This window comes from Vibrio sp. MACH09 (genome assembly GCF_033238805.1).
Taxonomy (GTDB): Bacteria; Pseudomonadota; Gammaproteobacteria; order Enterobacterales; family Vibrionaceae; genus Vibrio.
Window position 1 is genome coordinate 2,918,307 of the sequence record NZ_BSFZ01000001.1, and the last position, 12,906, is coordinate 2,931,212.

Below are 12,906 nucleotides of genomic sequence, written 5' to 3' on the forward strand. Positions count from 1 at the left end.
AGGTCACATGAGCCAGGTTAAATACCCCTCCTCAGTGCCAATATATATCCACTTAGAAAACGGCATCACTGCCATCAGCAAATATATCGCGTGGACAAACTTGCTGTTAATTGCCGTTATTATTATTCAAGTTGTTCTGCGTAAAGTGTTCTCTAATGGGCAAATCGCTTTAGAAGAGTTGCAATGGCACTTATACGCCACTGCCGTTATGTTCGGAACAGCTTATGCTCAAGTAACGAATCTTCATGTTCGCGTTGACATTTTTTATCATAATTTTAGCGAACGCAAAAAAGCCTTTTTTGATCTCATTGGCATGCTGTTTTTTGCGATGCCATTTGTGATTGTCGTTATTCTGCACTCCTACGATTTTGCCTATGAGTCGTGGCGAGTAAATGAAAGTTCATCATCCCCATCAGGACTCCCCTTTCGCTGGATGATCAAAAGCGTCATCCCATTAAGCTTTGCTCTACTGTTTTTATCGTTAATAGCCAGAGTATTACGAACCATAAATATATTACATAAAGGAGAGCGACATGGAAGCTAATGAGTGGATTGTTGTCGCCATGTTTGGCTCATTTATTTTACTGTTATTTACTGGTATTCCCGTAGCCTACATATTAGGAGGTATTGGTGTTATTTTTGCGGGAGTTGGCTATTTCGCCGATATTTATCTCGATACCTTTACGGGTTTGGATTACACCAGCCTAGGATTAGTTGTAAACCGTATTTACAAAATCATGGATAACTGGATTTTGGTTGCTCTGCCTATGTTCATCTTTATGGGGAATATGCTCGATAAATCCGGCATAGCAGAAAAACTCATGGTCTCTATGCAGAAACTGTTTGGCAAAGTACATGGCGGGCTAGCGATCACTGTTATGGCTATCGGTATTATACTTGCCGCATCCACAGGAATTATTGGAGCATCGGTAGTGTTGCTCACCGTTATGTCGCTACCCAGTATGATGAGACAGGGTTACCACCTGCCTCTGGCTCTTGGGACCGTGGCATCCGCAGGTACGCTAGGCATTCTACTTCCTCCTTCGATCATGCTGGTTATTATGGCCGATCAACTTGGCCTCTCTGTTGGGGACCTCTTTATGGGGGCCATCATTCCGGGGTTATTACTAGGTTCTCTCTATATTAGTTACATTTTGATTGTTGGTAAGTTAAATCCAAATAAAGCGCCAATCCCTGAAAATGTTCAACCTGTCGACTGGTCGATTATCTTGCAAGTATTTAAAGATATTACGCCTACCGTTGTCTTAATTATCGTGGTACTTGGTTCCATATTCGCTGGCATCGCAACTCCAACGGAAGCATCGGGAATAGGGGCGTTTGGAGCGACGATGCTTGCCGCTTACAATCGAAAATTAAACCTAAAAGTAATTAAAGAGGTTCTGCTCTCCTCATATGGCACTACCGCCTATATTTTTATGATTTTCTTAGGAGCATCTTGTTTTGCGCTTGTACTCCGAGAATTAGGCGGAGATGAGTTAATTGAATCGTTTTTAAGCGGGTTACCATTTGGTCCCTACGGTATTATCGCTTTCATCCTATTTATCGTTTTCTTACTCGGTTTCTTTTTGGACTGGATAGAGATTACCTTAATCGCATTGCCTCTGTTAGCACCGGTTATCTCAAGCCTCGGTATTGAACTGGATGGACATGGTGTCGTCGATAACCCGAGTTTAGTATGGTTCGTTATGCTAGTAGCAATGGCTTTGCAAACCAGTTTTCTAACTCCTCCGGTAGGTTTTGCTCTGTTTTACTTAAAAGGCGTTTGTCCAGACGGAGTAACGCTCAAGGATATCTATAAAGGGGTCATTCCATTTATTATTATCCAGCTTGTGGCTTTAACTTGCTTAGTCACTTGGCCTCAATTGGTACTTTGGTTCCCAAGTGTGGCATACGGGTAGCCCGTAAATCAGGCAAAGTAGCTATATCTAAGGTTGCCAGACTGGGTCTGGTAACCTTTTTGCAAGCTCAACACGCCGCTTGTTCAATCGATAATTTATAATACCAAGCCACCATCAATCTTTAATGTTTGTCCGGTTATAAAACGGCTCTTATCTGACGCTAAAAACGCCACGCCATCAGCAATCTCTTCTGCTTTACCCATTCTTCCTAATGGTGTTTTCTCTTCCATCATGGCCACCACCTTTTTCGGTAACATTTCTGTCATTTCCGTTTCAATAAACCCGGGAGCAACACAGTTCACTCTAATTTGAGCCCCTTTACGAGCAAACTCTTTTGCCCAGCCTTTACTCATAGCAATCACTCCACCTTTGCTAGCGGCATAATTGCTCTGACCAATATTGCCGTCTGTAGCAACAATCGATGCAATATTAATGATGCTGCCCTGTTGCTGATCTAACATTATTGGCAGTACCTGTTGAGTTAACAAAAATACCGCTTTTAAATTGATATCCAACACACTATCCCATTGCTGCTCTTGCATATCCGCCAGCAATGCATCTCGAGTAATACCAGCGTTATTGACCAGTACATCCAACCGACCTTGCAAAGAAACGATCTTACTGATCACATCAGCAACGTGCTCTTTATTGGTCAAATCAATCTGATAATGAGAAAAGCAACTCTGTTGACGATCTATCGGTTCTATATCGACGCCGATAACATAGAACCCATCATCCAGCAGTTGATCACAAATTGAGGCTCCAATTCCTCTTGCCGCTCCTGTGACTAACGCCACTTTATTCTCTATCATTTTTTTGTCCTTAATAAAAATGTCTGCTCAAATATAGAACTATCCATTATTTTCATAGGGTTACGCTGACTAGGAACAAACTCCATATGAGCAACGATATCTCTCTCTATATCAACACCGGGTGCAATCTCTTCCAGCATAAGCCCTTCAGGTTGCAACGAAAAAATGGCTCTCTCCGTAATATAAAGTACCGGTTTCTGCTCACGTTTCGCCTGCTTAGCACTAAATGTGATCTGTTGAACCTGTGAAAGGAACTTTCTCTTTCTGCCTTCTTGTTCGATAACCAGCTCATTATTAGTAACTTTTATTTTCAATCCTTGTGCGGTAAAAGTGCCACAAAAAAACAGCTGTTTGGCATTTTGTGTAATATTGATAAAACCACCACACCCAGCAATTTTATTGCCAAAGCGAGAAACATTAATGTCTCCATTTCCATCGCATTGTGCCAAACCAAGGAAGGCTTGATCGATGCCACCACCATCATAAAAATCGAACATTTGGTCTTGGCTGATAATGGCATCAGGATAAGATGACGCACCAAAATCTAAACCACTGGCAGGAAAACCACCCACCGCTCCAGGCTCAACCGTAAGCGTAAACTGATCGATTACCCCCGCCTGTTTTGCTACTTGAGCAATATATTCAGGCACACCAATACCAAGGTTAAGAATCGCTCCTTGTTGCAGCTCCATCGCAGCACGACGAGCGATGATCGTTTTCGCATCCAGTGGCGTATTTTCTGTATCACATGGCAAGGGAGGGAGATCGCTAAGGCGACCAACAAAAGCCGGATTCATTTGGCTAGCGAATGTTTGCATATGCTCTTTTTCATTACCGCATACGACAACAGCGTCGACAAATATAGCGGGAATTTTAACAGCATGAGGATCCAATCTATGGCCTTTGACCATTTGCTTAACTTGAACAATGACTCGACCACCACTATTTTTGGCGGCTTGAGCGGCGGCTAAGCTTTCGACGATAAGGCACTCATCTTCCATGGTGATATTGCCAAACTCATCTGCGGTGGTGCCCCTCAAGATGGCGACATCTACGGGTAACTTTTTATAAAATAGGTGAGGTTCTCCAAACAACTCTATCCGTTGAACCCACTCTTCAGTGGTAACAGCATTTATTCTTCCCCCCTCCAGTGTTGGGTCAACAAATGTATCTAATCCTACCTTACTAAAAGTGCCGATTTTTCCCGCGGCAGTATCTCGTAATAGATGGGAGATAATTCCTTGAGGTAAGTTGTAACCTTGGATCTGTTCCTCGATCGCCATTTGCTGAAGTTTTGGGACAAGCCCCCAATGACCGCCTATTACACGGCTCACTAAGCCTCGCTTTGCTATATGGTTAAGAGCTCTATCCTTTCCGTCACCTTGTCCTGCAGCAAAGACCAAGGTTAATCCTTTAGGGGAGGCACTGTTGTCATAGCGTTCACCAATCGCCCTTTCTATCGCTTCTGGTACAACACTGCCAATAAATCCACCAAACATAACGGCATCATTATCACTAATCCATTCTGCTGCTTGTTCTGCTGTTAGTTTCTCAACCATGTTAACGCTGCTCGTTTTCCCTTTAATTAAAAACAGAATAGCCATTGTTAATAAAAAGTTAAATTGCAGATTTAGAGATAGACTATTTCATTAATGGAACAATAAAGAAAAACTGAATACCCCAGCTTAAAATTCATCACAGGCAAAGAAGTCATACTTATACTCAAGAAAAAGGCCACCAAAATGGTGACCTCGAGTTAAAAAGAGTGAACTTGCCTCAGAGGCGATTAATTACAACTCTTCATGTTTATGAATAACTCCCCAGTCAGCCAGTATTGAATAGGCGGCAGGAATCATAAATAAAACCAATAGTGTTGAGGCAAAAATACCAAAAACAATTGAAATCACTAATGGCTGAATAACTTGGGCTTGTAAGCTGGTTTCCGTCAACAGCGGCAGCAGACCAGCCGCCGTGGTCATAGAGGTCAAAAATACCGCTCTAAATCTCTCTCTACTGGCTTTTACTACCGAGTCATGGACACTATCTCCTTCATCAACATGATGACGAATATACTGAACCAGCAGTATTGAATCGTTCACCACCACCCCCGCTAACGAGACAAATCCCATCATACTCGGCATACTCAATGAGTGACCCAAAATAAAGTGCCCCCAAACAACACCAATAAACGCCAGAGGAATTGCCAACATCACCACAAATGGTTCTAGGTAACTACGGAACTGATAACTAAGAATAACAAACACACCAAATAGGCCCAGCATAAAGCCTTTGCCCATTGATGATCCCGTTTTAGCGGAATCCTCAGCCTGACCTTCAAAATCAAAGCGCAGTCCCGGGTATTTGCGTTTTAACTCCGCAGCTTTTTGACTCTGAAACTGACTAACAATAGCGGCAGAACTGACTCTACTATTATCAGTATCCGCATAGACACTAATGGTTCGCAATCCATCAATACGTTGAATACGCACGTAATTTCTCTGGAAATCCAACGTTGCTATGGTTGCTAGTGGTAATTGACTACCGTCCGCCATAATAATTGGAAAGTTTGCCAGTTGTTGTAGATCTCCCGCTTGGGCTTTATCTAATCGAACTTCGATAGAAATATTTTCTACACCTATCTGAATTTCATCAGCCGTCTGTCCAAAGAAAGCCGCCCTTAGCTGATTAGCAATAATTTGCCCATTGACACCATATGTCTCTGCTCCCGGGCGCAGCTTAATAAGTATCTCCTCTTTGCCCATTCGCATATCATCCAGTACGCCATACACGCCGTTAAACTTATTTAAGTAGTCTTGGATATCAATAGAGGCCGCTTTTAACTCTCTTAAATCATCATGTTTAACTCGTATTTCTATGTCACGTCCACCCGGCCCCATAGTGGGCTGTTTAAACACGAGTGAGATAGGCTCAGCCAGTTCACCAATATCTGCTCGCCACTGGTCAATAAAGTCATCAATAACGGTATTGCGACTTTCAGCGCCTAACAGATCGAGCCGAACAGTCGCCAGATGAGGTCCAGATTCATTAGCATCTTGGTTAGCATTGAACTGACTGGTGATATGCTCAACCAAAGGAACCCCATTCTCAAACTCTTCAGACCATTCTTTATTAAGTCGTTCGGCAGAACTGACGATACGATCCACTATTTTTTCGGTCTGACTTAATGACGATCCAGGGGGTAGAATAATCCTTGCTTCGGCGATATCACCATCTAGTTCAGGGAATGGAACGAAGTTCACTGCACCGCCGACAACGAGGGCAACAGAAGAGAGCAACAGCGCAAAAACACCGCCTAAAAAGGCGTATCGATAAGCCACCACTTTGGCCACCGCATTAACTAAGGTGGTGTTTCTAAAGTTCTCGAAGCGCTGCAAAATTACCTGTTTAAAGCGTAACGGCTTACCTTCGTTTCTGGTTTTATGTAGAGAATGAGAAAGGTGATTTGGTAAAATCAAAAACGCTTCTATCAAGCTTAATGACAACACCAAAATCAAGACTTGAGGAACCGCTTTTAGTACTGCCCCCATTTCCCCTTCTAAGAAGAGTAAACTTCCAAATATACAGACTGTAGTTAAAAATGATGACATGACGCCAGGCAGCACTTTTTTGACGCCGTTTACCACGGCATCATCAATTTTTTGCCCTCGGTCCAAGTGGGCAGCAATGGATTCGGCAATAACAATGGCGTCATCCATCATGATACCAATCGCCATCAGCAATCCCACCAGAGACATGATGTTGATTGATAGTCCCAAGTTGGCCATTAAAAACAGACCGCCTAAGAAGGCAACAGGAAGACCGGCAGCTACCCAAAATGAGTAACGGAAACTGAAGAATAACCACATGGTGGCAAACACCAACACGATCCCTTGCCAGCCATTTCGAACCATCATGGTTAAGCGGTCCCAAAGCACCGAAGAGAGATCATTTGTGAGCTGCAGTTCAACCCCTTGAGGAGCAATACGCTGCTGATCTTCGACAAAACGGACGACATTTTCTTTAATGCGCAGAGCATCATCTTCTTTATTTTTACTTATTTTGAGTAGCGCTGATGGCTTACCATCAAAAAGAACTTTTTGTTCATCCAACTCAAATCTATCAGTAATAGTGGCAATATCTCGTAAGCGTACAATCGAGCCATTGGGGCCGGAACCGACAACAATAGACTCTAACTCCTCTGGAGTAACTCGACGTTCATCAAAACGAATTAGAAAGTTTTTATCCGGTGTCTCTATGCTACCGCTGGGTAACTTAATATTTTGTCTGCCTATCTGACTGGCAATATCTCCGACACTTAATCCCAGTTGTCGTATGGCTAAGGTATTGAGTTCAATTCGGTACTGGTGATCAGAGAAGCCACTGACATCGACAAGAGAAACGCCATAATCCAGTTTCAAAGTGCGTTTTAGTTCTTCTGCATACGCTTTTAGCTCTGGCCATGTTGTCTCTGCCGTAATCGCGACATCCACTACCGGTTCATTCCAATCTAACTCTTGAACAACCGGAGACTCGATTTCTGATGGGAAGTCATTAATCGAATTAATTTGAGTTTGAACATCCACCAGCATTCTGCCGATATCTGCTTTCTCATTCAGTTTTAAGATTAATCGCGCAGAGCCTTCAATCGCTTCACATTTTGTCTCTTCAATGTTCGCTAAGCCATCGACAGCGTCTTCCATCCGAATACAAATGCTCTCCTCAACTTCCTGAGGAGACGCTCCGGGATAGACCACGCCCGCCATAATGTAAGGTGGATCAAATGCAGGAAAAGTCTCTCGCTTTATGGTTGATAATGAACTGATACCTAGAATGAGTAACGTCAGCATCAACAAATTGGAAGCCGTCGGATGTTTGGAGAAAAAATGGATCATGCTTTCTCCCCCTCTCCCACGCTAGTATTAGATAGCTGTTCCTCTTTTAGCAACATGCCGTCAATTGCAGGCAATAAATCATTCAAGATCAATCGCTCACCTTGTTCAAGCTCACCATCAACTATCACCTGATTATCACGACGATATAACACAGTAACAGGACGAATGTTCAGTTGGTTTTTGGCATCTTTTATATACACTTTATTACCGTGAAGTGCTCTTTCAGGAATTACCCAACTTGGATTGGCTTGTCCTTCAATTTCTGCACTAACAAACATCCCATTCACTAGTGGCGGAATATTTTCCGGACGTAATGTTTTAAAATCTTGTTCTATTTCTAAAATAACCCCAGCAGTTGCCTGAGCTGCATCAACGGTTTCACTGACGCGAGCAACTTTTGCAGGCCAGTGGGCAAGCAAACTACCACTGGATAACTGAATTGATGCACGAATGTTACTCATTTCGGGAAGAGGAATACCTTCTTCATCTCTTGCAAAGTCAGCGAGACTACTAATAATAAGCTGCATATCATGAATAGAGAGCTGTGCTTCGACTTCCATGACTTCGGTCGCATGAGCCGTAATCATCGTTTGCTGAAGGGTAGCCACCTGATTCGCTTCCACATCGACTTCAGCAATACGCAAAGTTTGCGGCAAAATAATGGACGTTTTTTGTAGCGAACGTTGAGCTTCAGAGACTTTCGACTCATTGACTTTCACTAATGCCTGAGACACTTTTCGCTCATCAGGATAGAGCAACAACTGATTTTCCATGTCTTGAACCAGTTTTTGCTGAGAAAGATAGGCCTGATTCTGTTGATCAACATCCGATTGAGAGGTTAGCCCTTTTTTCTTCAAATTAAGTTTACGATCCAACTCTTTCTTACTGATGGTTAACCGGTTTTTTTCAATTTTCAAAGTGCTACGCAGGTTTTTCTCTTCCTGATCCAGTTTTGCCAGTTTGGTTTGACTGGAACTCAGATCAGCTTGTGCTTGCGCCAATTTTAACTGGTAATCTAATGGATCAATTCTTAGCACTTCTGTACCTGCCGCTAAGATTCGTCCTTTTTCTAGCTCTGGGTGTCGGTATACAATTTTGCCCGTCACCTCTGCGATGGCTTTCCACTCAAATTTAGGTTTCACCTTACCAAATCCAATGGCAACAGGCGCCATTGCTCGTAACTCTAAAGGCACCGTTTTTACCAGTTGCGCTCGGTCTCCAGCAGGTTTTACTGGTAAATCAGGCTTCAATTTTATTGCCATGACCAACACGACGACACCAACAGCGAGAGCTGGAAAAAAAAGTAGTTTACGATTAATTTTCATTTTTAAGCTCCAAAGATGTTGGCTGTTCAGGCTCTAGAAAGCCCTGTTTTAATACGTTTATATTATGTTCTAAAAGTCGATTTAAAAACGTCTCATCTATCTCAACCCCATGAAAATTCAACATAGCGTTAGGCGCAATAAAGGGAAAAACCATTAAGCTAACAAAGGTAAATCGACATAAAACTGGTTCCATGCCACTACGGATCTCTCCATTCTCTAACATGCGGTCAAAAATAAGATCGAGGGCTGGTTTTGCTGATTCCATAAAGATTTTTTCAAGTAAAACTCTTCGTTCATCCATGGGTCCCATGCTCATCACTTGAAGCATCAACTTGGGAAAACGAGGAGATTGCGCCATCGTTCGATAATAGGCGCGCATAACTTCAATCAACCCTTGTTGACTACTCTCATCTAACAACTGTCGTATTTTTTCTTGAACAGGTTGCATGGTATCTCTCACCATGGCCTCAAATAGACCTTCTTTATTGGCAAAGTAGTAACGGATCATCGCCACGTTAACCCCTGCTTTTTCTGCCAACAAACGGGTTGATACTTTATCGTATGGCATAGCAGTAAAAAGCTCACCCGCTTGGAAAAGTAATCGCTCTCTGATATCGGTGTTCTTTATCGGTCGTCCGACTTTTCGCCTCACAGCTTCCCCCAAGATAAATAGATATAGCCAAGTATCGTCAAGGTGCAGGATTCAGAGCTGGCCTCTAACGTTATTTGTCTATTATTAATCAATTGATTAATTATTTACAAAGTATACACCCTAATAACAACCCCGTTGTTAAACAAATAATTAATCAATAATTCAACAACTGATTAATTATGATGCTAAACGCTTACTTCGCAGCTCAATCAATCGGGTTATTTATTATTTGGCTAAAAAGTCAACATTATGCTTGACGCTTGATAGAGAAATGCGGTACTAATTAAAGCCTAAATTTTGTGGACAGATAGTGTAAATAAATGACAACACGTTTTTCAATTCTTCTCAGCCTCCTCCTTATCGTGAAAATATCGCGCGGGTAGCTAGTGGACGAAAAACACCACAAAGAATTCTAAAAACCCGCATAGCATGCGGGTTTTTTTATACACATAACAAAATTGAATAGTAAAAAGCATGAGACGTTATCGCGAATCAGATAAGTAACAAAATAGAGCGATAGCAAGTACAGGATAGGTAATGCAGCAGCCAACTAGACAGGAAAAGGACAGCACTATGAACGATCAAGTCATTATATTCGACACGACATTACGCGATGGCGAACAGGCGCTATCAGCCAGTTTAACAGTGAAAGAAAAACTACAGATCGCTTATGCGCTAGAACGTCTTGGAGTGGACGTTATTGAGGCTGGCTTCCCTGTTTCTTCTCCGGGTGATTTTGAATCGGTTCAGACCATTGCCAAACATATTAAAGATAGCCGAATTTGTGCCCTTTCCCGAGCTGTCGCAAAAGATATTGACGTCGCCGCTGAATCATTAAAAGTGGCCGAAGCATTTAGGATTCACACTTTTATCTCCACCTCAACAATCCACGTACAAGACAAGCTACGCCGAAGCTATGATGATGTTGTAGAGATGGCGGTACAAGCGGTAAAACGTGCACGTAACTACACTGATGACGTAGAGTTTTCTTGCGAAGATGCGGGAAGAACACCAATTGACAACTTATGTCGCATGGTAGAAGCCGCAATCAATGCTGGTGCAACCACAGTGAATATTCCCGATACCGTGGGTTATACCGTTCCAAGTGAGTTCGGCAGCATAATTGAAACACTATTCAATCGCGTTCCAAACATAGATAAAGCGGTTATTTCAGTTCACTGCCATGACGATTTGGGCATGTCCGTTGCCAACTCTATTGCTGCGGTTCAAGCAGGAGCTCGACAAATTGAAGGCACCATCAATGGGATTGGTGAACGAGCGGGTAACTGTTCTTTAGAAGAGATCGCAATGATCATTAAAACTCGTTCAGAGTTGTTAGGGGTAAATACTGGACTAAAACATGATGAAATTCATCGTACCAGTAAGCTAGTTAGCCAACTATGCAACATGCCTATTCAAGATAACAAAGCCATTGTAGGTGCTAATGCATTTAGTCACTCATCGGGAATTCATCAAGATGGTATGTTGAAAAACAAAAACACCTACGAGATTATGACTCCAGAGTCTATTGGTCTTAAAAACCAAGCATTAAACCTAACCAGTCGAAGTGGTCGTGCAGCGGTTAAGAGCCATATGGATACCATGGGCTATAAAGAAGAAGAGTATAATCTAGACACTTTATATGAAGATTTCTTGAAACTAGCGGATAGAAAAGGACAAGTATTCGACTATGACTTAGAAGCTCTGATGCACTTTGCTAACCTAAGAGATGAAGAAGATTATTACAAACTAAACTACTTAAGTGTGCAATCTGGTAGCGTGATGGCAACCACCAGTATCAAACTTCAATGCGGTGAAACTGAAAAATGTGAAGCGGCTGTAGGTAATGGCCCTGTTGATGCTCTATACCAGTGTATTTATCGTCTAACGGGTTACGAAATTGTGTTAGATAAGTTTGATCTAACCGCTAAAGGTGAAGGGGAAGATGGCCTAGGTCAAGCGGATATCATCGCTAACTATAAAGGCTGTAAGTACCACGGAACTGGGCTTGCGACAGATATTGTTGAAGCATCAGGCCAAGCACTACTGCATGTGATTAACAGCATACATCGAGCAGATCAAATTGCAGAAATCAAACAATTGAAGCAAGTGCAAACCGTATAACAAACACAAAATAAACATCATATTATTAACTAAGGAAAAAGATGACCATGGCAGGCAAACATTACAATATCGCTGTTTTACCCGGAGACGGAATTGGCCCAGAAGTAATGCAACAAGCGCATAAAGTACTTGATGCAATAGAAAAGAAACACGCTATCTCATTTACCCGAGCGGAATATGATGTTGGAGGTATTGCCATCGATAACCATGGTTGCCCATTACCTGAAGCGACGGTTGCTGGCTGTGAAGCTGCTGATGCGGTTTTGTTTGGCTCTGTTGGCGGCCCTAAATGGGAGCATTTACCACCGAATGATCAACCAGAACGAGGGGCGCTATTACCTCTTCGTAAACACTTTCAACTATTCTGCAACTTGAGGCCAGCACAGATCCACACTGGTTTGGAGTCATTCTCTCCTCTTCGTGCCGATATCTCACAAAAAGGATTTGATATTGTCGTTGTACGTGAACTAACGGGCGGCATCTATTTTGGTCAGCCGAAAGGACGAGAAGGTGAAGGAGCAAACGAAAAAGCCTTTGATACTGAAGTTTACTATCGTTATGAAATCGAACGTATCGCCAAAATTGCTTTTGAATCTGCACGTTTGAGACAAAAAAAGGTCTGTTCAGTCGATAAAGCTAACGTATTACAAAGCTCTATTCTATGGCGAGAAGTGGTTGAAGAAGTTGCCAAATCTTATCCTGATGTTGAGTTGTCTCACATCTATATTGATAACGCCACAATGCAGTTGATCAAAGATCCTGCTCAATTTGACGTCATGCTCTGCTCAAATATATTTGGAGACATTATCTCTGATGAGTGCGCCATGATCACAGGTTCCATGGGGATGCTTCCTTCTGCGAGTCTAAACGAAAGTCAGTTTGGTCTTTACGAACCAGCAGGCGGCAGCGCACCCGACATTGCAGGAAAAAACATTGCAAACCCTGTTGCACAAATACTTTCTGCGGCACTAATGCTTCGCTACAGTTTAGCGGAAGAACAAGCGGCTCAAGATATTGAGAATGCCGTTTCAAAAGCACTCTCTGCGGGCGAACTCACGGCAGATCTTGCAGGGGATAATCCAGCACTGTCTACCTCTGAAATGGGCGACAAAATCGCACAGTATATTCTAAATTCATAATGATATTCGCAGCAGTTATTGCTGTAGTTAGTGACCACATTTA

At 42.5% G+C, this 12,906-nt stretch carries 9 protein-coding genes; 4 read left to right on the top strand and 5 right to left on the bottom strand.

Features of this window, described 5'->3' with window-relative positions:
- Positions 1-7 precede the first annotated feature (7 nt).
- Together CHJ_RS13045 and CHJ_RS13050 are read left to right on the top strand one after the other, a co-directional pair.
- Entirely contained in the window at positions 8-544 is a 537-nt protein-coding gene (locus CHJ_RS13045) for a TRAP transporter small permease subunit (RefSeq protein WP_171754822.1), read from the top strand.
- Positions 534-1,919 carry a TRAP transporter large permease subunit gene (locus CHJ_RS13050; RefSeq protein ID WP_317917879.1) on the top strand — a complete coding sequence of 462 codons (1,386 nt, stop codon included), beginning with the start codon at positions 534-536 and terminating at the stop codon, positions 1,917-1,919. Before CHJ_RS13045 ends, CHJ_RS13050 begins: the two co-directional genes overlap by 11 nt.
- Before the next feature lie 95 nt (positions 1,920-2,014).
- Here CHJ_RS13050 and fabG read toward each other — a convergent pair whose 3' ends face one another.
- The 5 genes from fabG to CHJ_RS13075 all read right to left on the bottom strand — a co-directional run bounded on the left by fabG (position 2,015) and on the right by CHJ_RS13075 (position 9,600).
- Complete coding sequence (gene fabG, locus CHJ_RS13055) at positions 2,015-2,731, bottom strand: 3-oxoacyl-ACP reductase FabG (RefSeq protein WP_171754820.1); 717 nt, start codon at positions 2,729-2,731, stop codon at positions 2,015-2,017.
- The gene (locus tag CHJ_RS13060) at positions 2,728-4,290 is read right to left on the bottom strand and encodes an acyl CoA:acetate/3-ketoacid CoA transferase (protein WP_317917880.1); all 1,563 of its coding nucleotides are present in this window, start codon (positions 4,288-4,290) and stop codon (positions 2,728-2,730) included. The genes fabG and CHJ_RS13060 overlap by 4 nt, the downstream gene beginning before the upstream one ends.
- Before the next feature lie 231 nt (positions 4,291-4,521).
- On the bottom strand, positions 4,522-7,623 hold the full coding sequence (locus tag CHJ_RS13065) for an efflux RND transporter permease subunit (RefSeq protein ID WP_317917881.1): 3,102 nt from the start codon (positions 7,621-7,623) through the stop codon (positions 4,522-4,524).
- Positions 7,620-8,948, bottom strand: a complete 1,329-nt coding sequence (locus tag CHJ_RS13070) for an efflux RND transporter periplasmic adaptor subunit (protein WP_317917882.1) — start codon at positions 8,946-8,948, stop codon at positions 7,620-7,622. Before CHJ_RS13070 ends, CHJ_RS13065 begins: the two co-directional genes overlap by 4 nt.
- A complete protein-coding gene (locus tag CHJ_RS13075) occupies positions 8,938-9,600 on the bottom strand; it encodes a TetR/AcrR family transcriptional regulator (RefSeq protein ID WP_317917883.1) in 663 nt (220 codons plus the stop codon). Before CHJ_RS13075 ends, CHJ_RS13070 begins: the two co-directional genes overlap by 11 nt.
- A gap of 573 nt (positions 9,601-10,173) precedes the next feature.
- On the opposite strand from CHJ_RS13075, the gene leuA reads away from it, so the two are divergent.
- A complete protein-coding gene (gene leuA, locus CHJ_RS13080) occupies positions 10,174-11,724 on the top strand; it encodes a 2-isopropylmalate synthase (RefSeq protein ID WP_317918122.1) in 1,551 nt (516 codons plus the stop codon).
- A 47-nt stretch (positions 11,725-11,771) separates the two neighbouring features.
- Entirely contained in the window at positions 11,772-12,863 is a 1,092-nt protein-coding gene (gene leuB, locus CHJ_RS13085) for a 3-isopropylmalate dehydrogenase (RefSeq protein WP_171754814.1), read from the top strand.
- Positions 12,864-12,906: the final 43 nt, after the last annotated feature.